The sequence below is a fragment of the Streptomyces sp. NPDC021356 genome (assembly GCF_040641015.1).
Lineage (GTDB): Bacteria > Actinomycetota > Actinomycetes > Streptomycetales > Streptomycetaceae > Streptomyces.
Window position 1 is genome coordinate 42,533 of record NZ_JBFACU010000004.1, and the last position, 25,994, is coordinate 68,526.

21 protein-coding genes are annotated in these 25,994 nt (G+C 72.9%); 7 read left to right on the forward strand and 14 right to left on the reverse strand.

Annotated features, from left to right (window positions below; all coding sequences use genetic code 11):
- Window positions 1-99: 99 nt before the first annotated feature.
- The 5 genes from AB0G56_RS06065 to AB0G56_RS06085 form a co-directional block, all read right to left on the reverse strand.
- A complete protein-coding gene (locus AB0G56_RS06065; RefSeq protein ID WP_360964361.1) occupies window positions 100-1,704 on the reverse strand; it encodes a glycoside hydrolase family 13 protein in 1,605 nt (534 codons plus the stop codon).
- A 45-nt stretch (window positions 1,705-1,749) separates the two neighbouring features.
- Window positions 1,750-2,628: a carbohydrate ABC transporter permease gene (locus tag AB0G56_RS06070; RefSeq protein WP_360964364.1), complete on the reverse strand. Its 879-nt coding sequence runs from the start codon at window positions 2,626-2,628 to the stop codon at window positions 1,750-1,752.
- Window positions 2,625-3,587 carry a sugar ABC transporter permease gene (locus AB0G56_RS06075; RefSeq protein WP_360964367.1) on the reverse strand — a complete coding sequence of 321 codons (963 nt, stop codon included), beginning with the start codon at window positions 3,585-3,587 and terminating at the stop codon, window positions 2,625-2,627. Before AB0G56_RS06075 ends, AB0G56_RS06070 begins: the two co-directional genes overlap by 4 nt.
- Window positions 3,588-3,593: 6 nt before the next feature.
- Window positions 3,594-4,943 (reverse strand): extracellular solute-binding protein, encoded by a 1,350-nt coding sequence (locus AB0G56_RS06080; protein ID WP_360964370.1) that lies wholly within the window; start codon window positions 4,941-4,943, stop codon window positions 3,594-3,596.
- A 144-nt stretch (window positions 4,944-5,087) separates the two neighbouring features.
- Window positions 5,088-6,086 (reverse strand): LacI family DNA-binding transcriptional regulator, encoded by a 999-nt coding sequence (locus tag AB0G56_RS06085; RefSeq protein ID WP_360964373.1) that lies wholly within the window; start codon window positions 6,084-6,086, stop codon window positions 5,088-5,090.
- Between the two features lie 491 nt (window positions 6,087-6,577).
- Here AB0G56_RS06085 and AB0G56_RS06090 point away from each other — a divergent pair, with 491 nt between their 5' ends.
- Window positions 6,578-9,931, forward strand: a complete 3,354-nt coding sequence (locus tag AB0G56_RS06090) for an ALF repeat-containing protein (protein ID WP_360964376.1) — start codon at window positions 6,578-6,580, stop codon at window positions 9,929-9,931.
- A gap of 360 nt (window positions 9,932-10,291) precedes the next feature.
- Here AB0G56_RS06090 and AB0G56_RS06095 read toward each other — a convergent pair whose 3' ends face one another.
- The 4 genes from AB0G56_RS06095 to AB0G56_RS06110 form a co-directional block, all read right to left on the reverse strand.
- Entirely contained in the window at window positions 10,292-11,107 is an 816-nt protein-coding gene (locus tag AB0G56_RS06095; protein WP_360964379.1) for an ABC transporter permease, read from the reverse strand.
- A gap of 71 nt (window positions 11,108-11,178) precedes the next feature.
- The gene (locus tag AB0G56_RS06100) at window positions 11,179-12,078 is read right to left on the reverse strand and encodes an ABC transporter permease (protein ID WP_360964382.1); all 900 of its coding nucleotides are present in this window, start codon (window positions 12,076-12,078) and stop codon (window positions 11,179-11,181) included.
- Between the two features lie 3 nt (window positions 12,079-12,081).
- The gene (locus tag AB0G56_RS06105; RefSeq protein WP_360964385.1) at window positions 12,082-13,278 is read right to left on the reverse strand and encodes an ABC transporter substrate-binding protein; all 1,197 of its coding nucleotides are present in this window, start codon (window positions 13,276-13,278) and stop codon (window positions 12,082-12,084) included.
- 28 nt (window positions 13,279-13,306) lie between these two features.
- A complete protein-coding gene (locus AB0G56_RS06110; protein WP_360964388.1) occupies window positions 13,307-14,344 on the reverse strand; it encodes an ABC transporter ATP-binding protein in 1,038 nt (345 codons plus the stop codon).
- 111 nt (window positions 14,345-14,455) lie between these two features.
- Here AB0G56_RS06110 and AB0G56_RS06115 point away from each other — a divergent pair, with 111 nt between their 5' ends.
- Window positions 14,456-15,187 carry a GntR family transcriptional regulator gene (locus AB0G56_RS06115; protein ID WP_360964391.1) on the forward strand — a complete coding sequence of 244 codons (732 nt, stop codon included), beginning with the start codon at window positions 14,456-14,458 and terminating at the stop codon, window positions 15,185-15,187.
- 82 nt (window positions 15,188-15,269) lie between these two features.
- The gene (locus tag AB0G56_RS06120; protein WP_360964393.1) at window positions 15,270-16,070 is read left to right on the forward strand and encodes a cache domain-containing protein; all 801 of its coding nucleotides are present in this window, start codon (window positions 15,270-15,272) and stop codon (window positions 16,068-16,070) included.
- A 316-nt stretch (window positions 16,071-16,386) separates the two neighbouring features.
- Here the strand turns inward: AB0G56_RS06120 and AB0G56_RS06125 are convergent, their stop codons facing one another.
- Window positions 16,387-17,058 (reverse strand): hypothetical protein, encoded by a 672-nt coding sequence (locus tag AB0G56_RS06125; protein ID WP_360964396.1) that lies wholly within the window; start codon window positions 17,056-17,058, stop codon window positions 16,387-16,389.
- Between the two features lie 225 nt (window positions 17,059-17,283).
- On the opposite strand from AB0G56_RS06125, the gene AB0G56_RS06130 reads away from it, so the two are divergent.
- Both AB0G56_RS06130 and AB0G56_RS06135 read left to right on the forward strand, forming a co-directional pair.
- On the forward strand, window positions 17,284-17,940 hold the full coding sequence (locus tag AB0G56_RS06130) for a helix-turn-helix transcriptional regulator (protein ID WP_360964399.1): 657 nt from the start codon (window positions 17,284-17,286) through the stop codon (window positions 17,938-17,940).
- 312 nt (window positions 17,941-18,252) lie between these two features.
- Window positions 18,253-18,483, forward strand: a complete 231-nt coding sequence (locus tag AB0G56_RS06135) for a hypothetical protein (protein ID WP_360964402.1) — start codon at window positions 18,253-18,255, stop codon at window positions 18,481-18,483.
- Between the two features lie 95 nt (window positions 18,484-18,578).
- Here AB0G56_RS06135 and AB0G56_RS06140 read toward each other — a convergent pair whose 3' ends face one another.
- The 3 genes from AB0G56_RS06140 to AB0G56_RS06150 form a co-directional block, all read right to left on the reverse strand.
- Window positions 18,579-19,259, reverse strand: coding sequence for a 4'-phosphopantetheinyl transferase superfamily protein (locus AB0G56_RS06140; RefSeq protein ID WP_360964405.1), 681 nt, complete (start codon window positions 19,257-19,259; stop codon window positions 18,579-18,581).
- Entirely contained in the window at window positions 19,249-20,115 is an 867-nt protein-coding gene (locus tag AB0G56_RS06145; protein WP_360964408.1) for a metallophosphoesterase, read from the reverse strand. Before AB0G56_RS06145 ends, AB0G56_RS06140 begins: the two co-directional genes overlap by 11 nt.
- Before the next feature lie 330 nt (window positions 20,116-20,445).
- Window positions 20,446-21,783, reverse strand: coding sequence for a 6-phospho-beta-glucosidase (locus tag AB0G56_RS06150; protein WP_360964411.1), 1,338 nt, complete (start codon window positions 21,781-21,783; stop codon window positions 20,446-20,448).
- A 477-nt stretch (window positions 21,784-22,260) separates the two neighbouring features.
- Between AB0G56_RS06150 and AB0G56_RS06155 the strand changes: the two genes are divergently transcribed.
- Both AB0G56_RS06155 and AB0G56_RS06160 read left to right on the forward strand, forming a co-directional pair.
- The gene (locus tag AB0G56_RS06155; protein WP_360964414.1) at window positions 22,261-23,103 is read left to right on the forward strand and encodes a hypothetical protein; all 843 of its coding nucleotides are present in this window, start codon (window positions 22,261-22,263) and stop codon (window positions 23,101-23,103) included.
- A 276-nt stretch (window positions 23,104-23,379) separates the two neighbouring features.
- Window positions 23,380-24,816, forward strand: a complete 1,437-nt coding sequence (locus tag AB0G56_RS06160) for a glycoside hydrolase family 16 protein (protein ID WP_360964416.1) — start codon at window positions 23,380-23,382, stop codon at window positions 24,814-24,816.
- Between the two features lie 67 nt (window positions 24,817-24,883).
- On the opposite strand, the gene AB0G56_RS06165 is transcribed toward AB0G56_RS06160, so the two are convergent.
- Window positions 24,884-25,864, reverse strand: a complete 981-nt coding sequence (locus AB0G56_RS06165) for an AraC family transcriptional regulator (RefSeq protein ID WP_360964419.1) — start codon at window positions 25,862-25,864, stop codon at window positions 24,884-24,886.
- Window positions 25,865-25,994: the final 130 nt, after the last annotated feature.

Genomic DNA, 25,994 nt, shown 5'->3' on the forward strand with positions numbered 1-25,994 from the left:
ATCCCTTCGTGGTGGGGGTACGGGGATAGCGCTGTGCGGATCGGCGGCCGGGGCTCTACGGCGCGTGCTGCGGACGTGGGGCCCCGGTGCTGCGCGGGCTCAGGCGCGCAGCCAGACAGCCGTGTCCTGCGGGAGGCGGCCGGCCTCGTCCAGGGGGCCGCTGGCCAGCAGGAGTCGGGTGTGGGCGGGGAGGTCGGCGGGGGCGGCGGAGAGGTTGACCACGCAGGTCACCCCCTCGGCGCGGGTGAAGGCGAGGACGCCGTCGGGGGCGTCCAGCCAGGTCAGGGTGGCGTCGCCGAAGACCGGGCGCAGCCGGATCGCCTCCCGGTACAGGGCCAGCATGGAGGCGGGGTCGCCCTGCTGGAGGTCGACGGCGTGGGCCGCCCAGCCGGCCGGCTGCGGCAGCCACGGTTCCCGGCCGGCCTCGGTCCCGAACCCGGCGTGGGGCGCGTTCGCCGACCAGGGCAGCGGGACGCGGCAGCCGTCGCGGCCCGGGTCGGTGCCGCCGGAGCGGAAGTGCATCGGGTCCTCGATGCGGTCCAGGGGGATGTCCGCCTCGGGCAGTCCCAGCTCCTCGCCCTGGTAGACGTAGACGGCGCCGGGCAGGGCCAGCGAGAGCAGGGCCGCCGCGCGGGCGCGCCGGGTGCCCAGGGCCAGGTCGGTGGGGGTGCCGAAGGCCTTGGCGGCGAAGTCGAAGCCGGTGTCGGCGCGGCCGTAGCGGGTGACGGTGCGGGTGATGTCGTGGTTGCACAGCACCCAGGTGGCGGGGGCGCCCACGGGTGCGTGCTCGGCCAGGGTCTCGTCGATGGACCTGCGCAGCCGGGCGGCGTCCCAGGGGCAGGACATGAAGGAGAAGTTGAAGGCGCTGTGCAGTTCGTCGGGGCGCAGGTAGCGCGCGAAGCGCTCGCTGTCCGGGAGCCACACCTCGCCCACGAAGACGCCGTCGTACTCGTCGGCCACGCGGCGCCAGGAGCGGTAGATGTCGTGGAGTTCGTCGCGGTCGACGTACGGGTGCGGGTCGCGGCCCGCGGCGAGGTCGGGCAGGCGGGGGTCCTTCGCGGGCAGGGCGGCGGAGTCGATGCGGACGCCCGCGACGCCCCGCTCGAACCAGAACCGCAGGATGTCCTCGTGTTCCTGGCGCACGGCCGGGTGCGCCCAGTTGAGGTCGGGCTGTTCGGGCGCGAACAGGTGGAGGTACCAGGCGCCGTCGGGCAGCCGGGTCCAGGCCGGGCCGCCGAACTCGGACGTCCAGTCGTTGGGCGGGAGTTCGCCGTCCGGGCCGCGTCCGGGGCGGAAGTGGAAGAGGTCGCGCTCGGCACCGCCGGCCAGTGCGGCCCGGAACCAGGGGTGCTGGTCGGAGACGTGGTTGGGCACGATGTCGACGATCGTGCGGATGCCCAGTTCCCGCGCCTCGGCGATGAGTTTCTCCGCCTCGGCCAGGGTGCCGAAGGCGGGGTCGATCGCCCGGTAGTCGGCGACGTCGTAGCCGCCGTCCTTCATCGGGGACAGGTACCAGGGGTTGAACCACAGGGCGTCCACGCCGAGTTCGTCGAGGTAGGGCAGGCGGGCGCGGACGCCGGCGAGGTCGCCGGTGCCGTCGCCGTCACCGTCGGCGAAGCTGCGGACGTACACCTGGTAGATCACGGCGGAGCGCCACCAGGCGTCGTCGCCGCGGCCGTTTCGGGCAGGGGTGGGCTGTCCCACGGTGCGTGCCTTTCTGGGTCGGTGGAGAGGCTGGGGCGGGCGGTGTCAGCCCTTGGTGCTGCCCGCGCTGATCCCGGCGATGATGTGCCGCTGGAAGACGAGGAAGAGCGCGACCATCGGGATGCTGGCGATCACCATCGCGGCGACGAGCACGGTCAGCTGGATGTTCTGCGACAGCTGGACCAGGGCCACGCTGATGGGCTGTTCGTCCGTGTCGGAGAAGACCATCAGCGGCCACAGGAAGTCCTGCCAGACCGCGACGAGCGCGAAGATCGACACCACGCCGAGCACCGGCCGCGACATGGGCAGCACGATGGACCACAGGGTGCGCAGCTTTCCGGCGCCGTCGATCTCGGCGGCCTCCAGCACGTCGCGCGGTATCTGGTCGAAGAACCGCTTGAGCAGGTACAGGTTGAAGGCGTTGGCGGCGGCCGGGAGCCAGATCGCGAGGGGGTCGTTGAGCAGGCTGGTGTGGATGAGCGGCAGGTCGGCGACGGTTAGGTACTTCGGTACGACCAGGGCCTGGGCGGGCACCATGAGGGTGGCGAGGATGCCGCCGAGGATCACCTTCCCGAAGGCAGGTCGCAGCCGGGACAGGGCGTAGGCGGCGGCCGTGCAGAACACCAGCTGGCAGGCCCAGGCGCCGGCCGCCTGGACGAAGGTGTTCCACAGGTGCTGCGGCAGCTGCATCAGGTCCCAGGCGTCGGTGTAGGCACTCAGGTGCCAGTGGGTCGGCACGAGGGTGGGCGGCGTCCGCGTCACCTCGTCCGGCGACTTCAGGGCGCCGGTCACCATCCAGTAGACGGGGAAGAGGAAGGCGAGCGTGAACAGCAGCAACACGCCGGTGAAGACGGTCCAGTAGAGGGCCTTGCCGCGCGGGCGGGCCAGGGTCGCCGGGGAGATGAGGGTACGGGTGCTGCTCATGCGTCCTCCTGGCCGGAGCCGGAGCGGGTCAGCCGCAGGTAGCCGGCGGAGAACAGGGCGAGCAGCACGAGCAGCATGACGCTGAGCGCGCAGGCGCCGCCGAAGTCGTTGTAGAGGAAGGCGTACTTGTAGATGAGGTAGAGGACGGTGACCGTGGCGCTCTCGGGGCCGCCGCCGGTGATCACGAACGGTTCGGTGAAGACCTGCATGGTCGCGATGATCTGGAGCAGCATCAGCATCAGGATCACGAAGCGGGTCTGCGGGACGGTCACGTGCCGGACGCGCTGGAGCAGGCCCGCGCCGTCCAGTTCGGCGGCCTCGTACAGTTCGCCGGGGATGGACTGCAGGGCGGCCAGGTAGATCAGGACGGTGCCGCCCAGGTTGGCCCAGGTGGCGACGAGGACCAGGGAGACCAGGGCCGTGTCGGCGCCGTTGGTCCAGTTCGAGGTGGGCAGGTGCAGGGCGCGCAGCGCCTCGTTGGCGAGGCCGGCGCCGGGGTCGTAGAACCACTTCCACAGCAGGGCGCTGACCACGGGCGGGATCATCACCGGCAGGTAGACGACGACGCGGAAGAAGGCTTTGGCGTGTCTGAGTTCGTTGAGGACGAGGGCCAGGACGAACGGGACGGCGAAGCCGATCAGCAGGGCGAGCGCGGTGAAGGTGAGGGTGTTGCGCCAGGCGGCGCCGAACTCGGGGTCGTGCAGGACGTGGGTGAAGTTGGCGGTGCCGACCCATTGGGGTGCCTGGCCCGGGGTGTACTTCTGGAAGGCGATCACGACCGCGCGGATCGCCGGGTACCAGGAGAACAGGGCGAAGCAGATCAGGCCGCCGAGGAGGAAGGCGTAGGCGCGGGCCTGTTCGACGAGGCGGCGCCGCCTGCGCTCCCCCGCGTGGGGCGGCGCCGGTAGCGGGCGGACCGCGATCGCCTGGGCGGGCCGCCGCTCGGCCGTCTTGGTCATGGCGGGTCAGCTCCGTGCCAGGATGCCGTCGATCTTGCCGGAGGCGTCCTTGAGGAGCTGGTCGATGTCGGCGTCCTTCTTGGTGAGGACGGCGGAGACCACGCCGTCCAGGACGGAGTAGATCTGCTGCGCGTTGGGCGGCTCCACCTTCAGCTTCAGGCTCTGGTTGCCGTCCAGGAAGGACTGGTAGTTCTCCACGGGCACGTTGGCGTTGGCCTTCTTGACCTGCTGGTCGGTGGCGTCGGCGGCGCCGGTGAACAGGCGGGGTTCGGGCAGGCCGACGGGGGCGGCGTGCTTCTTGGCGCGCGCGTAGTCGCCGAGGAAGCCCTTGCCGGGGGTGAGGAACATGTGGTCGAGCAACTTCAGGCCGGCCCGGATCTGGGCGGGCGTGTCCTTCTTGTTGAACATGTATCCGTCGCCGCCGACGAGCGTTCCCTTGCCGCCGGGCATGGGGGCGAGGGCGAGGTCCTTGTAGTTGCCGCCCTTCTCCTTGACCAGGATCGGGATGTTGTCGGGGGCGGCGAGGTACATGCCGAGCTTGCCGGAGCCCATCATCTGCTGGGCGTCGTTGATGACGAGGAGCTGCTTGCTGCCCATGGAGTCGTCGCTCCAGCGCATGTCGTGCAGGTTCTGCAGCACGGCACGGCCCTCGGGGGTGTCGACGGCCGCCTTCTTGCCGTCGGCGCTGACGACGTCGCCGCCCTGGGAGTACAGCTCGGCGGTGAAGTGCCAGCCGCCCTGGTTCTGGGCGCTGTAGTCGGCGTAGCCGACGGTCCCGCCGCCGAGCGCGGCGATCTTCCTGGCGTCGGCGCGGACCTCTTCCCAGGTCGTCGGCGGCTTGTCGGGGTCGAGTCCGGCCTTCTGGAAGAGCTTCCTGTTGTAGATCAGGCCCATCGAGTAGCCGGTGCGCGGGATGCCGTAGATCTTGCCGTCGACGGTGTAGATGTCCCGCAGCTGCTTCTGGAGCGTGCCGTAGCTCTTCAGTTCCTTGACGTACGGGGTGAGGTCGGCGGCCTGGCCGGTGGAGACGACGTGCTCGACGTCGGTGAAGTAGGTGTAGAAGACGTCCTCCATCTGACCGCCGGCCAGTTTCGCGTCGAACGTCTTGGGGTCCTCGCAGGGGAACGCGTCGTGCGTGACGACGTCGATGTCCTGGTGCTGCTTCTCGAAGGACGCCACGTCCTCGTCGAAGAACGTCCGGTCGGTCCTGGCGCTCTTGGGCGGCTCGCAGTTGACCGTGATGCGGGTCTTGCCGTTCGCGGACGCGTCGTCGCCGGAACCGCACGACGTCACGGCCAGGGCAAGGGAGCAGACGCCGATCGCGGCGACGGCGTGGCGGAACCCGGTGCTTCTCATCGGTGGACCCCTCTGGACAGGAGCGGTGGGCGTCGCACACTCAAGCACCGGGGGCAGCTCTTCGCAATATGTCGCGCAGAATCTGAAATTATTTGACAGCACATCGGTTCCGCGGGACGGAGGCGGCGGTGTTCGCCGGGTCCGTCACTCGCGGGGTGCCTGCGCGGTGGACCCGCGGACCACCAGCTCCGGTTCGAACAGAAGCTCGTCGGCCGGCACGGCACTGCCCGCGATCTGGGCGTTGAGCAGTTCCACGGCGGCCTTGCCCATGGACTCGATGGGCTGGCGGACGGTGGTCAGGGGCGGCTCGGTGCAGTTCATCAGCGCGGAGTCGTCGTAGCCCACGACGGAGATCCGGGAGGGGACGTCGAGTCCGCGGCGGCGCGCGGCCCGTACGACGCCGAGGGCGAGCGGGTCGCTGGCGCAGATGAACCCGGTGACACCGCGGTCGATGAGCTTGGCCGCCGCCGCGTGGCCGCCCTCGATGGAGAAGATGGCGCGGGCGACGAACTCGTCGGGCAGGTCCGCGCCGAGCGCGCGGGCCGCGGCCAGTTTGCGGGCGGAGGGCACGTGGTCGCCGGGCCCGAGGACGAGGCCGATCCGCTCGTGCCCGAGGGAGACCAGGTGGCGCCAGGCCTGCTCCACGGCCACCGCGTCGTCGCAGGAGACCGCCGGGAAGCCGAGATGCTCGATGCCCGCGTTGACCAGCACGACGGGGATGTTGCGGTCGGCCAGCAGCCGGTAGTGGTCGTGGGGGGCGTCGGACTGGGCGTAGAGCCCGCCGGCGAAGACGACGCCGGAGACCTGCTGTTGCAGCAGCAGCTCGACGTAGTCCGCCTCGGAGACCCCGCCCTTGGTCTGGGTGCACAGCACGGGGGTGAGGCCCAGCTGGGCCAGGGCGCCGCCGATGACCTCGGCGAAGGCCGGGAAGATGGGGTTCTGCAGCTCGGGCAGGACCAGGCCGACCAGCCGGGCGCGTTCACCGCGCAGTTGCGTGGGGCGCTCGTAGCCGAGCACGTCCAGCGCGGACAGGACCGCCTGCCGGGTGGCTTCGGAGACCCCGGGCTTGCCGTTGAGCACCCGGCTGACCGTGGCCTCGCTGACCCCGACCTTCTTTGCCACTTCCGCAAGTCGTCGCGTCATACACGCAAGCCTAGCGCAAGAATCGCAAGTAACTTGCGTAAAGTTCCCGGTCGTCCGACTTCAGCAGCCGGGCGGCCCCGGCGGGGCGGGGGCGGCTCCCGGCGCGGTGTGCGGGGCGGGCGGTCGAGCGGGTCAGGCGCGCCGACGGCGTGCGGGACGCGCTCGCTGCGCCTGGACCGCCTCTTCCCTCCTACCCGCGGACCAGGGCCTGCCGCCCTGTCAGCGGGCCCTCGGCGGCCCCGCCGGACACCCCTATCCGGTCCCCTCGCACTTTGCAAGACGCTGTCTTTTCCTGACGGTTACTTCACAATTCCTGGCAGTGGCAGTCAACTTCTGGTCTGCTGTAGGGCGATGTAGGGGCGGGGGGGTCCACAGCGGTGCCGCGCCGGCGGTACCCGGGAACGTGGTCCGGACGGCAGCGCAGGACGTGGCACCTTCCCCCCTCCGGCGGACAGCCCGGCCACCGGCCGGGCCAATGGGTGGAAGAGGACATGCAGACTACGTTCTGGAGCCGACGCAGATTCGTGGGGGCGCTCGCCGTCGCGACAGCCGTGACAGCCCTGCCGCAGGCGCTGACACCCCTGGCCAGGGCCGCCGACGGGAGCGGCGCCCCCGGCTCCCTGGACCTGCCCGACACCGACCGCGCCAAGGCCGTACGGGCCTGGGTGCTGGGCGGCAGGGCCGTACGGGCGGCGGCGGAGTACGCGCTGAGCGGGACCGACGCCGACATCACCACCTTCCTCACGGCGAGCCTGCCCGTCGCCTCGGCGGAGGACAACCGCGTGGCGGTGTTCAGCTACCTCGCCAACGGCGGCCAGGGCGTCCGCGCCGCCGCGAGCACCGCGCTCTCCGGCGGGGACTCGGCGATCACGGAGTTCGTGGAGAAGGGCTACGCCCCGGCCGTCTCCGACGACCTGCGCGTGGCCACGCTGACCGTCATGAACGCCGGCGCCCAGGCCGTGAAGCGGGAGGCCACCGCGGCCCTCGCCGACGGCGGCGACGACGCCCTGGAGCACTTCCTGCTCACCGGCCAGTACGACGCGCGGCTGGAGGACATGCGGGTCGAGATCACCGAGAGCCTGGCGCACGCCGGACCCGAGGAGACGACGTACGCCAACCGGGCCCTCAGCGGCACCGCCGACGACATCCAGTGGTACCTGGACACCGGGCAGCACATCGCGCGCGCCCGCGACCAGGAGAGCGCCACCATCGAGGCGCTGGTCGCCGTCGTCGAACGCGAGGGCAGGATCGCCCAGCAGAAGACGGACGCCGCGGTCGAAGCCTCGGCCCGCGCCCAGACCGCCGCCGAGAAGGCCAAGGAGGCGGCCCAGGTGGCGGCGGCCGAGGCCGACAAGGCCAAGGACGACGTCCAAAGGTCCGCCGCCGCCGCGCGCAAGGCGGCCAGTGCCGCGCAGGGCGCCGCCGACGCGGCCCGCACCGCGATCAACGCCTCCGGGGTGGCCATCACCGCCTCGCGCCGCGCCTCCTACGCGGCGACCGCCGCCTCCCAGGCCGCCGCCTCCGCGGGCGGGGCCGCCTCGCGCGCCTACAACGCCGCCATCGCCGCATCCAAGGACGCGTCGAAGACCGCCGCCGCCAAGGACGCTGCCGTCGCCGCGCGCAACGCCGCCGCCAAGGCGCGCTCGGCCGCCGCGGCCGCCGACAGCGCGGCGACCGCCTCCGCGCAGGCCTCCGCCGCCGGTTCGTCGGCCGCGTCCGCCGCCCGCAACGCCGCCGCCGCGGCGACGGCCTCGGCACAGGCCGCGGCCTCCGCCGGCGTCGCGCAGTCCGAGGCGGCCGAGGCCAAGCGGCAGGCGGCCATCGCCTCGACCGCCGCGAACCAGGCCACCAACGCCGCCTCCACGGCGCAGGCGCTCGCCAACCGGGCCGCCGGCGCCGCACGCGACGCCCGCGACGCAGCCAACGCTGCCGCCGAGCACGCGGACAAGGCGGCCGACGCGGCCGAGGAGGCCGTGAAGTACGCGGGTCAGGCCCGCGACTACGCCAACAAGTCGAATGCGTACGCGGCCGAGGCCGTGAAGGCCGCCGACACCGCCACCCAGACCGTCGCCGAGGCCGTCGAGGTCGAGAAGGCGGCGCGCGAGGCGGAGCTGAACAGCCTGTACCAGGACCGCGACCAGGGCATCGAGGAGGCGGAGGCCCTCGCCCAGGCCGAGGCGAAGGAGCAGGCGGAGTACGAGGGCAAGCGCCTCCAGCAGCAGCGGATCGCCCAGGAGACTCAGGACTGGCTCGACAAGGCCACCGCGGCCCTCGCCGCCGAGGACTACGGGCTGGCCGCGACCCTCGGCCGCAAGGCCGCCGTCCGCTTCCTCGGCGCGAGCGGCAACTGGTCCCGCGAGGCCGCGCAGTTCGCCCTCGCCGGGGACGACATGGACATCCTGAACTGGGTCGACCTCGACCGGCTGGTCGCCCAGGGCCAGGACGACCGGGAGACGGTCCTCTACATCGCCCAGACCTCCGACCCCGCCGTCTCCGCGGCTGCCGCCGCCGCGCTCGCGGACGGCAGTACCGCCGCCATCGGGGACTTCGTCACCTCGGGCATGATCCGCTCCGGTTCGGAGGAGAACCGGGTCCGCATCGGGCGCATCCTGGCCGCCAAGCCGGGCAAGGCCGTCACCAAGGCGGCCAACGACGCGCTCGACGCCAACACGCCCGAGGCGCTGCAGAAGTTCTTCGACCACGACCTCGCCGAGGCCATCAAGGAGGACGACGCCGTCACCACGGCGACCGTCATAGCCCAGGGCGGCGAGTACTCCAAGGCGTACGCGGCCGTGTCGATGGCCGGGCCGACGTGGATGCGGCGCCGTTTCGTGGAGTCGGTGCAGTACCGCGCCGCGCAGCTCGACTTCGACTCGCTCAGCCACTCCGCCGCCATGCGGGCCGCGATCGCCGCCGCCGCGAAGATCGCCCAGGAGGCCCAGCAGAACGCCGCGACGGCGTCCCAGGCGGCCGCCCTCGCCAACAACGCGGCCGATCAGGCCGAGGCCTGGGCCAAGAAGGCCGTCGAGGCGTCCGACAAGGCGAAGGACTACGCGACGGAGGCGAAGAACAACGCCGACGCCGCCGACAAGTCCGCCGCCGACGCCAAGGCCTCGGCCGCCTCGGCCGCCGCCGCCGCGGCCACCGCGCGCAGCGCCTCGCGCTCGGCCAACTACTCGGCCAACAAGGCCGTGGACTCCGCCCGCAGCGCGCTCCAGTCGTCCTACCAGGCCCGCGCCTCCGCCGCCTCCGCGCGCCAGTCCTCGCTGGAGGCGGGCAAGGACGCGCAGACGGCCGCCGACGCCGCGACCGAGGCCCGCAAGATCGCCTCGGACAAGCGGCAGGCCGAGATCGCGAAGGCGGCCCAGGACGCGGCCCAGAAGGCCAAGGAGGACCGCGACAACAACCGCAACCCGGCCGACAACGAGCACAACGACCAGGTCAACCCGCACGGCACCGGCCAGGGCGGGGACGACCCCTGGTACTCGGACGCGGGCTGGTGGGCGGACGCCTTCGAGTGGACCAGCATGGCCACCGGCCTCGTCGCCGGAGGTCTCCTCGTCGCCTCGGCGTTCTTCCCGCCGGCCGCGCCCGTGCTCGGGGCGATCGCCGGCGTGCTCGTCGGCGTCTCGGTGGCCACCTCGGCCCTCAGCACCGTGTGCAACGGCATCGAGTACGGCTTCACCAGCGGCAAGTTCGCCCTGTCGGCGGGCAAGACGGTCCTCAGCGTCGCGGCCATCGGCGCGGGCATCACGCGCGTCGTGCCCAAGGTCGCCGCACCCGTGGCCAGCGGCGTCTCGAAGGTGGCGGACGGGGTCTCCTCGCTCGTCGGGAGCTTCTTCTAGCAGGCACGCGGGCCGCCGTCCGGTGACCGGGCGGCGGCCCTGCCGCGCCGGCACCGGCCCGCAGCACGAGCCGGACACCGACGGCCCCGAGCCACCCGCCCTCTCGTGCGTGCTGACCGACCCGGGCCGGTGGAGCCGGAGCCGTACCGGCCGCATGTGCCTGAACGGCGCCGAGGTCACCGCCTTGGCCGGGCCCCGGCCCACCCTGACGCCCGCCGCGGGGCGACACCTGCGCGGGCGAGGGCCCGGCGCCGCCCCGGCCGCCGTTCCGCCGCCGTTCGAGGCGTGAGCACGGCGTCCGCCCCGTGGCGCCCGGCCCCCGTCGCGCGGCACCGCACCTCACCGGGGCCTCCTGCGCCGCTACACCCGGCTCGTGGTCGCCGTGTCCGACGACAGCCGCTGGGCGAGGTAGATCGGGACGACGGAGAGCAGGACCAGGACGGCCGCCACGACGTTGACCACGGGGGCCTGGCGCGGTCTCGTCATGTTCCCGAAGATCCACACGGGCAGCGTCTGGACACCGGGCCCCGCCGTGAAGGTGGTCACCACGATCTCGTCGAAGGACAGCGCGAAGGACAGCAGCGCGCCCGCGAGCAGCGCCGAGCGCACGAGCGGGAAGGTGACGTCGGTGAAGGCGCGGAAGGTGTGGGCGCCGAGGTCCATCGCCGCCTCCTCGTACGAGCCGGAGGTGCGGCGCAGCCGGGCCACGACGTTGTTGAAGACGACGACGATGCAGAAGGTGGCGTGTCCGACGACGACGGTGAACAGGCCGAGGCCGACTCCCAGGGGGGCGAGCACCGTGGAGAAGGCGGAGTTGAGGGCGATGCCGGTGACGATGCCGGGCAGGGCGATCGGCAGCACGACGACGAAGGAGAGGGTGCCGCGGCCGAAGAAGCGGTGCCGGGCCACCGCGAAGGCGATCAGCGTGCCGAGGACCAGGGCGATCGCGGTGGCGCCGAGGCCGGCCTCGACGGAGACCCGCAGGGCGGCGCGGGCCCCGGAGTTGTGCCAGGCCGCCGACCACCAGCGCAGGGTCAGTCCGGGGGGCGGCCAGCTCGCGCTGCGATCGGGGTTGAGCGAGTTGACGAGGACCAGCAGCAGCGGGACGTAGATGACCGCGAAGCCGAGGCCGGCGGCGACGCGGAGCGCGATGCGCGCCCGGCGGGAGAGCTGCATGACGGCGATCCCCTCGGTGCGAAGTGGTCAATGGCCGCGGTGCGACCGCAAGCCGCGTGCTGTCGGAGGCTTCAGAGACTGCTGAGGGCGCCGGTGCGGCGCACCGCGAGCAGGTAGAGGACGATGACGACGACGGGGACGGTGCCGAGGGCGGCGGCCATGGGCAGGTCGAGTTCGATGTCGGAGTAGACGAGGTTGCCGATGAGCTGGGTCTTGCCGCCGACGATCTGGACGGTGATGTAGTCGCCGAGGCTGAGCGAGAAGGTGAAGACCGACCCGGCGGCGACCGACGGCAGCACCATGGGCAGCACCACCGACCGGAAGGTCCGCCAGGGCCGGGCGCCGAGGTCGGCCGAGGCGTCGAGCAGCCCTGCGGGCAGCCGTTCCAGCGCGGTGTGCACGGGCAGGATCATGTACGGCAGCCAGAGGTACGTCAGGGTCAGCACCGTCGCGGGCAGCCCGTACCCGGGGCCGGAGAGCCCGAACGGCTCCAGCGCCCAGTCGGCGAGTCCGCCCCGCGCGAGGATCAGCCGCCAGGCGTACACCTTGACCAGGTAACTCGCCCACAGCGGGGTGAGGATCGCCACCACGAGCAGCGGGCGCCACCGCGGGCGGGCGACGCGCGCGGTGTAGAAGGCGAGCGGGAAGGCGATCACCGCGCACAAGGCGGTGACCGCGAGGGCGACCCCGATGCTGCGCACGATCACCTGCCGGTAGACGGGTGTGGTCAGCAGGGCGTGGAAGTTGTCGGCGGACCAGACCTTGACGACCGCGGAGGTGAAGGTGTCCGTCGTCCAGAAGGCGGAGACGAACAGCACGCTCAGAGAGCCGAGGTAGAGCACGGCGAGCCACAGCAGCGGGGCCGTCAGCAGCAGCGAGAGCCGCAGCCGGGGGCGGCGGTGCAGTGCCCCGGCCAGCCGCCGGGCGGCACCGGGCGCGCGTGCCGCGTTCTGCGCGCTGGCGTCGGTCATGGCTCAGCCCTTGATCTCGGTCCAGGCCCGCACCCACTGGGCGTAGGGCACGCACTCGACGTCGGTGCGGCCGTCCAGGCACTGCTGGATGGGTGTGTTCCAGAAGGCGATCCGCTTCCAGTACTCGGTGTCGGCGGCGTGGTAGGTGGTGCAGAAGTTGCGGTCGCTGGTGTGCTCGCACGCCGCGGCGTTGGCGGGTGCCTCGCCGAAGTACTCGGCGACCTGGGCGTTGACCTTCGGGGAGACGATCCAGTCGAGCCACTTGTAGGCGCAGTTGGGGTGCTTGGCCTTGGCGGAGACCATCCAGGTGTCGGACCAGCCGGTCGAGCCCTCCTTCGGGACGAACGCCTTGACCTCGGCGCCCTCGGAGGCGGCGAGGTTGGCGATGACCTGCCAGGTGGTGCCGATCACGGAGTCACCGCTCTTGAAGGCGGAGACCTCCTTGAGGTAGTCGCCCCAGTACTCGCCGATGCTGCCGTTCTGCTTCTTCAGCAGGGCGACGGCCGCGTCGAACTGCTTCTGGTCCAGCGCGTAGGGGTCCTTGATCTTCAGGTCGGGGCGGGTGGCCTTGAGGAAGAGGGCCGCGTCGGCGATGTAGATGGGCGAGTCGTAGGCGGTGACGTGCCCCTTGTACGCCGCCGCGCCGTCGAAGACCGCCGCCCAGGAGGTGGGGGCCGGTTCGACCTTGCGGGTGTTGTACATGAGCAGGTTGGCGCCGCGGCCGTGCGGGATGCCGTACGCCTTGCCCTTGACGGAGTTCCAGGGCTGCATCTTCAGGTCGGGGAAGATGCCGCTGTAGTTGGGCACGAGAGCGGTGTTGACGGGGGCCGCGTCACCGGAGGCGATCAGGCGCAGGGAGGCGTCCCCGGAGGCCGACACGGCGTCGTACTGGCCGGTCTTCATCAGCTTGACCATCTCGTCGGAGCTGGCGGCCACCTTGGAGCGGACCTGGCAGCCGGTCTGCCGCTCGAAGCCGCTGACCCAGTCGGCCTTGGGGTCGTCGGTCCCGTCCTCGACGTACCCGGCCCAGGCGATCAGGTCGACCTGTCCCTCGGTGCGGCCCAGGTGGGCGGGTGCCTTCAGGTCGGGCGGGTTGAGGCCGCCGGCAAAGGAGCCGCCCCCGCCGGAGGAGCCGCAGGCGGTCGCGGCGAGCAGGGTCGCGGCGGCGGCCGCGGCGAGCAGGGTTCGGGCGGGGCGCATGACGTGCCTCCCAGGGGACGGGAACGGTTCAGCGGGCGTCGGGGACCTGGACGGTGTGCCGGCGGTGCCAGGTCAGGCGGACCCTGGTGCCGCGGTAGGCGGCGACATCCTCGGCGGAGGTCTCCAGGTTCTGCTGGAGCGCCGTGAGACGGCCGCCGGCGTCGAGGTCGACCAGGAAGCGGGTGGAGTCGCCGAGGTAGACGACCTCGGCGACGGTGCCCGTGGCGGTGGCGTGTCCGGGCTCGTCCGCGACGGCGGCCTCCTCGCGCACGCGGATCCGCTCCGGCCGGACGCTGTGGACGCCGCCGGTGCCGAGGATCCGCCGGGCGGACTCGCCCCGGAGCAGGTTGGAGATGCCGACGAAGGACGCGACGAAGGCGGTCGTGGGCCGCTCGTAGATCTCGGCGGGCGTGCCGACCTGCTCGATGCGGCCCTCGCGGAAGACGGCGATGCGGTCGCTCATGGCGAGCGCCTCCCCCTGGTCGTGGGTGACGAAGACGAAGGTGATGCCGACCTCGCGCTGGAGCGCCTTGAGTTCGGCCTGCATGCGCTCGCGCAGCTTCAGGTCGAGGGCGCCGAGCGGTTCGTCGAGGAGCAGCACCCGGGGGCGGCCGACCAGGGCGCGGGCGAGGGCGACGCGCTGGCGCTGGCCGCCGGACAGGGCCGACGGGCGACGCTTGCCGTAGCCGTCCAGGCGAACCTGGTCGAGCGCCTTGCGGGCCCGCACCAGCCGCTGCGCCTTGGGCACCTTGCGGACCTTGAGGGCGTAGGCGACGTTCTGCTCGACGGTCATGTGGGGGAAGAGGGCGTAGTCCTGGAAGACCGTGTGGACGTCCCGCTCGAAGGGGGCGAGGCAGGTGACGTCCCGGCCGCCGAGCGCGATGCTGCCCCCGGTGGGGGTCTCGAAGCCGGCGATCAGGCGCAGGACCGTGGTCTTGCCCGAGCCGGAGGGCCCGAGCAGGGAGAAGAACTCCCCGTCCCCGATCTCCAGGTCGACCCCGGCCACCGCGGTCGTCCCGCCGAACGTCTTGCGCAGGCCCTGCAGCCGGATCGCGCTTCGCTCCATGCGGGAACCTTTCTGGCGCTCACGTACGTTGCACGGAAACATATGAAGTCATAGTTCAAAGCTCAAGACCGCCTCCGGGCACGACTCGGGTCCGCGGGCGAGGTGGTGGCCTTGAATCAGCAAGTCGGCGCGCGTGCGGCGGTGTTCGCTCCGGTGGAGGGCCGGGCGCGGGTGGACGCGGTGGTGGGCCGGATCGGCGACGCCATAGAGCTGGGTCTGCTGGCCGACGGGGAGCAGTTGCCCGGCGAGAGCGAACTGGCCGGGCGGCTCGGCGTGTCCACGGTGACCCTGCGAGAGGCGCTGGTGGCGCTGCGGCAGCAGGGCCTGGTGACCACCCGGCGCGGTCGCGGCGGCGGCAGCTTCGTATCCCTGCCCGAACTGCCGGGCGGGGAACGGCTGCTGGCCCGGCTGAGCGGCTGGAGCACCGAGGAACTGCGCGACCTCGGCGACCACTGGTCCGCGCTGTCGGGTACGTCGGCCCGGCTCGCCGCGGAGCGCACGGCTCCGGACGATCTCGCGCACCTGCGCCGGTCGGTCGAGGAGTTGGGGTCGGCTGGCGGGGCGGCGGCGCGCAGCCGGGTGTACGGCCGTTTCCACGTCGAACTGGCGGCGGCCGCGCAGTCGGCCCGGCTCACCCGTGAGCAGGTCGCGCTCCAGCGGGAGGTCGGTGCGCTGCTGTGCCTCGTGTTCGACGACGACGCATATCGTGAAGAAGTCGCGGAGCGGCAGCGCGGTGTCGTCCGTGCCGTGCAGGATGGCGCCGGTGAGGCGGCCCGCGCGTCGGCCGAGCGGTGCGTCCGGGGTGCGGCGGCGCGGCTGATCGCCGTGCGGCTGGCCCTTTAGGAGCGCTGTCCGGGGCCGGCCGCGCCCGCAAGGACCGCTGCCGGGGGTCGCCCGGCTCCGGTTCCGGCCGGTGGAGGGCGCGATGAGCAGGAGTGCTGGTCTCGCCGTGGCGGCGGCGGCCGGCGGCAGCCGCGCCGAGGAGCGCGTCGCCGCGCGGGTCGGCCTTGCCCTGGAGGCGGTGTTCGAGGCGGTCGCGGAGACCGGCGCCGACACGGCGGCGCTGCTGGGGCGCGTACGGTCCCGGGGGCGGCGGCCGGTCAGCGCGGACCTCGCCGCGCTGCGGCCCGGCCTGCATCTGCGGCTTCGCCGTGCGGAGTTGGTGTCCGGAGTCGGGTTCGTCGCCGCGCCGGGGCTGCTGGCGGACGTGCCGGGACGGCTGGAGTGGTGGCAGGTCGCGGCCGGGGGCGAGGTGCGGCCGCTGCTGCTCGACCTGGATCCGGGGCGATCGGCGTACGCGGACTACACCCACTGGGAGTGGTTCGCGCTCCCGCGCGACACCGGCCTGCGGGCCGTGGCCGGGCCCTACGTCGACTACCTCTGCTCCGACGAGTACAGCCTGACGCTGTCCGCTCCGGTGCACGGGGCGGACGGCTTCGCCGGGGTGGCCGCGGCGGACGTGTACCTGCGGCACTTCGAGGCGGCGGTGCTGCCGCTGCTGCGGCAGTTGCCCCGGGCCGCCCATCTGGTGAACGCGCGCGGCCGGGTGGCCGCCTCCGCGGATCCGGCGCATCTGGCCGGATCCCTCACCCGCGGACCGGACTTCGCGGCGGTGCTCAAGGGGGCGCGCGGGGTCGACGACGGCGGACGACGGCTGGTGCCGTGCCGGGGCGTACCGCTCGTGCTGGTGGTGGGCGGAAGCGAGGGGCCGGGGGGCGGCGGGTAGTGCGAGGGGCCGGGGGGCGAGCGGACAGGGGTACGCGGGGCCGGTGGTCAGCAGGGGCCGGGGGCGAGCGGGTGCGCGGGGCCGGTGGTCAGCAGGAGCCGGGGGCGTCGGTGACGAGCGGGCACATGGCGCCAGGGCCGGGCGGGCGCCGGGACAAGGAGCGAGCCGGCGCGAAGGGCAGGGCGGCGCGAAGGGCAGGGCGGCGCGAAGGGCAGGGCGGCGCGAAGGGCAGGGCGGCGCGAAGGGCAGGGCGGCGGGCGGGAGGTGTCCGGGGCCGCCCGGCGCCGTCGGCGACCTGAACGCCGACGGTGCCGGGTCAGGCCTCGGAGTCCGGGACCACGCTGAGGTGGCCGGACGGCCGGCGGGCGCGGCGCGCACCGCGCGCGGCCGGAGCGGGGCGGCGCACCGTGCGCAGGACCAGGGTGAGCCGGGTGTACCCGAGGTCCCGCAGGGTCGCCGGGGTCTCCTCGACGACGCGGCAGTCGGTCGCGCCCCAGCGGGGGTCGGGGTGCAGCAGCGGGCGGACGGCGCCGTCGGAGCGGGTGGCCTCGGGGCCGACCGCGCGGATCCAGTGCGGCAGACCGTGCCGGTAGGCGGCTTCCATGATCGGATCCTGGGCGATGTCCCGGCGGATGGCCTGCAGCCCGTGATCGGGTCCGCGGCCCTCCACGGTGGCCGCGAACTGCGCCAGCATCGGCAGGCACCAGCGGGCCTCGTGGTCGCCGAGGACCGTGCCCGCGTCCGGGTGGAACAGGACGAACCGGCAGAAGTTGTCGCCGGGCATGGCCGACGGGTGCGGGCCGACGCCCCGGAAGAGCGCGGTGTAGGCGCTGTTGGCCAGGACCACGTCCCAGCGGTGGTCGACGACGAAGGAAGGGAAGGAGACGGCCTCCAGGAGCGCGGCGTAGTCCTGCAGGTAGGCCTGCGCCTCGGGACTGACGGGAACGGACCGCGGCGCCGGCCGCTGCCCTCCTGCCTGAAATGCCATCGGGAGGTCACCCCTCTTGCCTCTGCGGCCTTCACGCGGCGCCTTGATCCTGCTGCTCAGCCGCATGTCATGTCAACTATCGTGGCATTTCATGACGGTTGACGGCTGAAATTGGCCACAGTTGTGGCGAGACCTGGATGCGGGTTCGGGCGACGGGCTACTCTCCGGGAAGTTCACGGCACCCCGCCCCGTGAGAAGCCTGTGAGAGACGTAGGAGATCTGTCGGTGACGGACGGCATCGAGGATCCGGGCACCACGGCGCCGGTCGTACTGCCGGCCGTGGTCACGCGTGTCACCGCGCTCGCCGACCGGCTCGGCGTACCCCAGGCGGAGGTCTTCGACATCGACCGCCTGTCCACGGCGTGCGGTGTGCCCCAGGCCGTGGTCAAGGCGCTGCTGAGCGGGCGCGGGGCGGGCGAGCCGGACGTGCAGGCGCGGTTCCTGCAACGGCTCGGCCTGCTGCGGCGCACCCGCCTCAAGCCCAACGGCAGGCGCTACACGCAGCAGGAGATCGCGGACGGCGCGGGCATGTCCCGGCAGCAGGCGGGCGCCCTCATCAACGGCGACCGGCGTCCCACCATGGAGCACTGCGACGCCCTCCAGCGGTTCTTCCGCGTGCACGCCGGATTCCTCACCGCGGAGGACCCCGAAGCGCTCGCCGGTGCCCTGCAGCGCACCGAGCAGGAACTGCTGCAACGGCTCGCCGACCGCGAGCGGGAGGCCGCCGCCGCGGCCGGCGACCCGCTGGAGCGGCTGTTGCAGGACCACGGCGTGCGGGGCATAGCCTGGCGGGCCGCGCAACTGCCCACGGACCAGCACCGGGACAAGGTCGCCGAATGGCTGGACATGCTCCTGGAGAGCGTCAAGCGGCCCGAGGACTGATCCCTCGCCGCGGGTGCGGAGACGCAACGCCGGTACCACGTGGCCTCGTTGACGTGGCTGCGTTGACGTGGCCGCATCGCGTGGTGGCCGCATCGCCGTGACCGGGGCGTCGCTGGTACGCCGTCGGGCGTACGGGCCACGAGCAGGGGCTTCGCTGCGCTGAGTGGGCGAACCGGGGCGCAACGCGGGGGCATTGTCAGTGGGGGGCGGCAAGCTGGAGGATGCGCCGCCGTTGTGCGGAGGCGCACCGTGCCGTCCGGGCGACCGGGCGCGTGCGTGACCGCGTGCTGCCGAAACCGGGGAGAGCGTCCGATGCCGACCGCCGTCCTGACCGACCACGAACGCACCGCCGTCCAGGCCTACCTGCGGCTGCTGCACACCGTACGCGCCGCCTTCGACGGTCCTGCGGCCGCCGGCCGGCCGCCCCTCGTGCCGCCCTCCGTGCTCGCCGAGGCGGAAGAGGCGCTGTCCCGTGCCGGTCTCGCGGGCAACGAGGAGTCGTTCTTCCGGCTGCTGCACGACTGGTGCCCACCGGTGCCCTGACCGCCGGGCGTCCCGGGCTCCTGGCCGACGCGGAGGCGCTCGCGGGCAGGGACGGCTTCCATGCGCCGGAACCACCCCACTGCGCCGGAGCCACCTCAATGGGCCGGTACCGTCACCGCCGTCGCCAGCAGGCCGGCCCGCACGGTCCAGCGGCCGTCGAAGTGGGTGAGGCGGCGCTCGCCCAGCAGCGGTCCGGGGACGAGGAGCCGGGCGCGGAAGGTCCCGGTGTGCGGGGCGCCGGGGGACGTGCGGATGTCCACGTCGGCCTCCGTGAAGTCCAGCCACTCGCCGGTCAGCGGGAACCACGCCTTGTAGACGGACTCCTTCGCGCTGAACAGCAGCTTGGGCCAGTGGACGTCGGGCCGTTGCTCCGCGAGCCGGTCGAGCAGGTGCCTCTCGCCGGGCAGTGTGACGGCGGGCAGGACCTCCTGCGGCAGCGGTTCGTGGGGTTCGGCGTCGATGCCGAGGGAGGCCACGTCGGCGGCCCGGCCCAGCGCGGCGGCGTAGTAGCCGTCGCAGTGGGTCATGCTGCCGACCAGTCCCGCCGGCCAGCCCGGAGCGCCCCCGGCGCCGGGCAGGACGGGCTGCCGCGGCACGCCGAGCTTCTCCATGGCGCGGCGGGCGCACTCCCGTACGGCGGCGAACTCGCGGCGCCGCTTGGCGACCGCCCGGACCATGACCGCCTGTTCCTCGGGGTACAGCGCGGCGCGCCCGGCCTCCTCGACGCCGTACGCCTCCACCGCCACCACCGGCCCCGGCAGCAGCTCATCGATCACCGGTCGTGTCCTCCATCGGCAGCACGCGGCGCAGCCTGCCCGGTGGTTCGGGACGCTTGCGCCACTCGCGGGGATAGCCCACCGAGACCTCCTCGAAACGGACACCCTCGTGCCAGGTGGTCCGCGGTATGTGGAGGTGACCGTAGACCATGGCGGCCACGCGGAACCTGCGGTGCCAGTCGGCGGTCAGCCGGGTGCCGCACCACATGGCGAACTCCGGGTACCAGAGCACGTCCATCGGGTGCCGGTCGAGCGGGTAGTGGTTGACGAGCACCGTGGGCAGGTCCTCGGGCAGCGCGCCGAGCCTGCGTTCGGTCTCGGCGACCCGGGCCCGGCACCATGCCTCGCGGCTCGGGTACGGGTCGGGGTGGAGCAGGTACTCGTCGTTGCAGACGATGCCGGTGCCGTGCGCGTAGGCGAGACCTTCCTCCTTGGTGGCGCAGCCCTCCGGCAGGAACGAGTAGTCGTACAGGAGGAACAGCGGCGCCACGGCCACCGGGCCGCCGGGTCCCGACCAGACGGGATAGGGGTCCTCGGGCGTCGTCACGCCCAGGTCCCGGCAGAGTTCGACCAGGTGCTCGTAGCGGGCGACCCCGCGCAGGGTGACGGTGTCGCGCGGGTGGGTCCACAACTCGTGGTTGCCGGGCGCCCAGATCACCTTGCGGAACCGGCTCGCGAGCGTCTTCAGGGCCCAGCGGATGTCGGTGACGGTCTCGGCGACGTCCCCCGCGACGATCAGCCAGTCGTCGTCCGAGCCGGGTACGGTCCGCTCGACCAGGGCGCGGTTCTCGCTGTAGCCGATGTGCAGGTCGCTGATGGCCAGCAGCCGTCCGGTACCACCGACCGTCGCTGTCACCTCGTGCCCCCTGTCACCCACCGATGCGCACCACAACAGCACACGCGGCCGCGTACGGACAAGGTGGAACCCGGCATCCGGCCACCGCGGTGGCCGGATCCCACGCCCGGACCCGGTCCCCGCCCCGCCCCGCCCCGCTCGCGGAATTTTTCCGCGGCTTTTTTCTCCGCGGGGTGTATCAGGCCCCGCATCAGCGACTCTCAAGGGTGGGGAAGCGGGGAACACGGGGGAACCACGGGGGAACACGGGGGAACCACGGGGGAACGGGGGGTCGGGGCGGTCGGTCGCCGTACGGGGGAGCGGCCGGCCGCCTCGACGCGTCTTCCCCCGCTACCTGAGGTACGCCAGGCCCGGATGTACCCGGGTGTACTCCTCGACCAGCCGGCGGGCCACGTTCACGGAGTCGACCAGCGGGTGCAGGGCGAAGGCCTTCACCGCCGTCTCCCGCGAGCCCGAGTCGGCCGCGGCGAGCACCTCGCGCTCGACCGCCTTGACCGCGCAGACCAGTGCGGTGGCGTGGCCGGGCAGCGGGTCGGCCGCCACCGGGTGCGCGCCGTTGGCGCCGGCCAGGCAGGGCACCTCGATGACGGCCTCGGCGTCCAGCGCCGCCAGCGTGCCGCGGTTGCGGACGTTGAGGATGAGGGTGGTGCGTTCGTTGCGCGCGATGGCCCGCATCAGGGCGAGGGCCACCTTCTCGTACCCGCCGGAGAGGTCGTCGGCCTCCCGCTCCCCCGCTCCCGCGGCTTCCCGGTTCTCGGCCATGTAGGTGGCCTCGCGCTCGGCCCGGGTGCGGTTCCAGGCGGCGAGCGCCGGGGCGTCCGGGTCGCGCAGGTCCGCGTAGAACCGGGCCTGCTGCTCGTGCAGGAAGGCCCCGCGTGTCCGGTCGGCGCGCTGGTAGGCCCGCACGGCCTCGCGGCCGAAGTAGTAGTAGTGCAGGTACTCGTTGGGGATCGCGCCCAGGGACCGCAGCCAGGCGGCGCCGAAGAGCCGGCCTTCCTCGAAGGAGCCGAGCAGGGCCGGGTCGGCGAGCAGGCGCGGCAGTTCGTCCCGGCCGGCGATCCGCAGGCCGCGCACCCAGCCGAGGTGGTTGAGGCCGACGTAGTCGATCCACGCCTCCCGCGGGTCGGCACCGAGCACTCGGGCGATACGGCGGCCGAGACCGACCGGCGAGTCGCAGATGCCGATGACCCGGTCGCCCAGGTGGCGGCTCATGGCCTCGGTGACGAGCCCGGCCGGGTTGGTGAAGTTGATGACCCAGGCGTCGGGGGCGAGCCGGGCCACCCGCCGGGCGATGTCGACGGCGACGGGGACGGTGCGCAGGCCGTAGGCGATGCCGCCGGCCCCCACCGTCTCCTGGCCGAGGACGTCCTGCGCGAGCGCCACCCGCTCGTCCAGTGCGCGCCCTTCGAGACCGCCCACGCGGATCGCCGAGAACACGAAGTCGGCGCCGCGCAGCGCCTCGTCGAGGTCGGTGGTGGCCCGCACGGCGGGGGCGCCCGGCACCCCGGCGGCCTGTTCGGCCAGCACCCGCGTGATCGCGGACAGCCGGCCGGCGTCGAGGTCGTGCAGGACGACCTCGGTGACGCGGCCCTCGGCCCGGTCGGTGAGCAGTGCCCCGTACACGAGCGGCACCCGGAACCCGCCGCCGCCCAGAATCGTCAGCCTCACCCTCGCACCTCTCCGCCACGGCCCCTGCCCCGGCCGCCGTGTCCACCACCCGCCGGCGCCCGCACGTCACGCACCCTACTCGGCACCCGCCGCCCGGCCGGGCGGGCCCGCCCACACCCGTGCTCCGCCCACTCCCCGTGAGGCCGCCCACTCCCCGTGAGGCCGCCCACGCTCGTGAGGCCCCCCACTCCCCGATCCGCCCGCTCCACCGTGCCCCGGCCCCATGCCCCGGCCCCACTCAGAAGACCCCGCCTCCCGGCCCGCGCCGTGCCCGCCCGTCCGCCCGCCCGCCAGTCCCTCCGTCTCTCCGCCTCCCGTCCATCAGCCCCTCCGTCCCCCCGGTCCCCCCGTCCCCCCGTCCCTCCGCCTCTCCGCCCCGGCCGGTTTCCGCCTGTGCGCGAGCCGGAAACGACCGCCCCGGTCCGCGAGACGTGGTTCCATTCGAATCCCCACCTCCTAGGCATCGGCAGGGATCTGATGAGACGTCAACTGTTCGCCCTGGCCGCCCTGTCGGCGGCCGTCACCCTCGGAGCGGCGACCTCCTCGGCGGCGGCCGGGCCGGTCTGGCAGGAGACCGGCACGTCGCACGTCGACTCGCTGAGCGGCAGTCAGGGACTCGCCAGCCGCGCGGACGGCTCACTGCTGTACCGGGGTCTCGCCTCGGTCCCGCTGGATCTGCGCGTCAAGGGCTGGAACCACGTCGGCGACCCCGACATCGCCCGGGGCGACGTCTTCGACGCCTACCAGGGCGCGGACTCGGCGACGTCCAAGATGTTCGCGGTCACCACCCCCGACGGCAAGCGCTACGAGTACGTCCATCCGCTCGACCCGGGCGAGAAGGTGAACAACTCCTTCGCCGCCGTCTCACCCGACGGGCAGTGGCTGGTGTCGGGCGAGTGGGGCGACCAGAACCGGCTCCAGGTCTTCCCCGCCCCGCTCCTCAACCCTTCCACCCCGCGCACCGGCGGTCCGCTGCCGCAGGCCCCGCAGATCACCCTCGACAAGCCAGTGCGGGACGTCCAGGGCTGCGACTTCGTCGACGACACCCGGCTGCTGTGCGCGTCGGACGACGGTTCCAGGGCGCTGTTCCCGGAGGACCGGCCGCTGCTCCAGGTGGACCTGGAACACGGTCTGGACGGCGGCCCGGTGACCGGACACGTCTCCAGTCTGCTCGCGCTGCCGCAGCGCAGCGTGTGCTCGGGCACGTTCGAGGCGGAGGGCGTCGACTACGACGCCGCCGACGGCACACTGCGCACGGAGGTCGTGCCGCCGAGCGTGTGCAAGGTCGCCACGACGGTGTACGCGTACCACCTCGGGTAGGCGGGCGGCAGGCAGGCCACCGGACGGCTGGTACCACGGACGGCGGCGGGTCCTGCCCGCCGCCGTCCGGCGTGTCCGGGGCGACCCGGATTCTCCCCCTTCATCAGCTGAACTCCCGTGCCGCCGCACCACTTTCTTTGCTTCAACTCTTGACGACCGCAGTGGCCGAGAGCACATTGGCGGCGCACCCCTCGCTGAGAGCGCTCTCAGAAACGTTCCGTCCCCCACTGCGCCTTTCTCACCCCACCCCTTCCCACTCCCCTCCGTGAGGCTCCCATGAGTGAACCTTCCGGCACCTTCGCCGACGCCCCCGTCGGCACCCGCCACCCCGCCCGGCGGCGCTCCGCGCGCCGCGCGCTCGTCGCGGTCCTCGGCACACTCGGGCTGGCGGCGGCCCTCGCCACCGCCGCGACCCTCCCGGCGGACGCCTCCGCGCCCGCTCCCCCCTCGGGGTGGACGCAGGTCTTCCTCGACGACTTCAACGGCGCCGCGGGCTCCGGCGTGAACACCGCCGACTGGCTGTACGACACCGGGACGTCGTACCCGGGCGGCGCCGCCAACTGGGGCACCGGCGAGGTCGAGTCGATGACCTCCTCCACCAGCAACGTCGCGCTCGACGGCAACGGCAATCTGCTCATCACCCCGCGCCGGGACGCCTCCGGCCACTGGACCTCGGGCCGGATCGAGACCACCCGCACCGACTTCCAGCCGCCGGCCGGCGGCAAGCTGCGCGTGCAGGCCCGCATCCAGCTGCCGAACGTCACCGGGGCCGCCGCCAAGGGCTACTGGCCCGCCTTCTGGATGCTGGGCTCACCCTTCCGCGGCAACTACTGGAACTGGCCCGGCGTCGGCGAGCTGGACATCATGGAGAACGTCCAGGGCCTCAACACCGACTGGGCGACGATGCACTGCGGCACCAGTCCGGGCGGCCCCTGCAACGAGACCACCGGCATCGGCGGTTCCACCCCCTGCCCCGGCGCCACCTGCCAGGCCGGCTTCCACACCTACGCGATGGAGTGGGACAGGTCCACCAGCCCCGAGGAGATCCGCTTCTCCGTCGACGGCGTCACCTTCCACACCGTGAAGGCGAACCAGGTCGACGCCACCACCTGGGCGAACGCCACCCAGCACGGCTACTTCGTCATCCTGAACGTGGCCATGGGCGGCGGCTTCCCGGGCGCGTTCGGCGGCGGCCCGGACGGCGGCACGGAGCCCGGCCACTCCATGGCGGTGGACTACGTGCAGGTGCTCCGCTCCTCGGGCGGCGGGGGCGGCGGCACCACTCCCCCGCCCACCGGCAACCGCGACGCCTACAACCCCGTACAGGCTGAGTCGTACGACGGCCAGAGCGGGGTGAACCCCGAGGCGACCACCGACTCCGGCGGCGGCCAGGACATCGGGTCGGTCGCGAACGGCGACTGGGCGCTCTACAAGGGGGTCGACTTCGGCTCGGCCGGGGCCACGCAGTTCTACGCGCGGGTCGCCAGCGGCGCGGGGAACGGCGTGAGCGGACTGGTGGAGGTGCGTCTGGACAGCCGGAGCAACGCGCCCGTCGGCAGCTTCGCGCTGGCCAACACCGGTGGCTGGCAGTCCTGGCGCACCGTCCCTGCGAACATCAGCCGGGTGACCGGCACCCATGACGTGTACCTCACCTTCACCAGCGGCCAGCCGGCCGATTTCGTGAACGTCAACTGGTTCGACTTCGGGCACTGAGTTCCGCAGGTCCTGGTGGACCGCAGCCCCCGGGGGCCCCACGCGCCGGCGTGGGGCCCCCGCGCGTTCACCGCAGCTCCGCCCGGAACGCCACGGGCGTCAGGCCGGTGTGCAGTTGGAAGAACTTGGAGAAGTTGGCCGCGTCCGGGAAGCCCACCGCGGCGCCGACGCGTCCGATGGGGAGTTCGGTGTGGGCCAGGAGGCGCTTGGCCTCCAGGATCACTCTCTTGTCGATGAAGCCCTTGGGGGTCTCGCCGGTGGCGGCGCGCACGGCGCGCACGAGGGTGCGGCGGGAGTAGCCGAGGGCGTCGGCGTAGGCGCTGACGCTGTGGTTGGTGGTGAAGCCGCCCTCGACCGCGTCGCGGAACAGGGTGAAGGTGGTGTCTGCCTGCTGCCGGGCGGCCTCCGCCGAACTGGCCGCGAGATGGGCGAGCCGGAGCAGGAACGCGGTCAGCGAGTGCCGCAGCACGGCGGTGTGCAGGCTCAGCGGCAGGGTATCGGTGTCCTCGTACTCCCGGCGCAGTTGGGCGAGCGCGGCTTCCAGCGCGTCCCGCTGGGCCGCGTCGGGGCGGAGCAGCGGCGGCAGGTCGTAGCGGTACAGGCCGGTGGCCTCGACGGTGGCGCGGGGCAGGAAGCCGGGCTGCATGGTCAGGACGGTTCCGCGGTACTCGTCCGCGCGGGAGAAGCGATGGACCTGTCCGGGGCGGATCCACAGCACGTCGCCCGCGGTGGCCCGGTACTCGGCGAAGTCGACCATGTGCCGGACCGGGCCGTCGCTGAAGAGCATGACGACGTGGAAGTCGATGCGGTGGACGCGGTGGAGAGGAGCCTCGGCGTGCCAGGTGTGGCCTGCGCCCATGGGGCCGATCTGCAGCCCCACGCCGCCGAGGCTGAGGTCGACCGGGAAGGGGAAGGTCCGGATCCCCTCTCCCGCGCCGCCGCTCACGGCATTGCCGGCGCTCCCGGCACTCCCGGCGCCGCCTCGTGCCGTGCCTGTCCCCGTGCCGCCCTCGCCGTCGGCACCGTTCCGGGTGATTGCGTCCGCCATGTCCTTCTCGTCCCGCCTTGACCGCCCTGGGGCGGGCCGCGTGATCCATCCGTGTCCCACTTTCACCACAGGCTGACACACAGAGACCTTCCGGTAAAAAAGTCTGACTTTTAAGTTCGAACACGTCCGG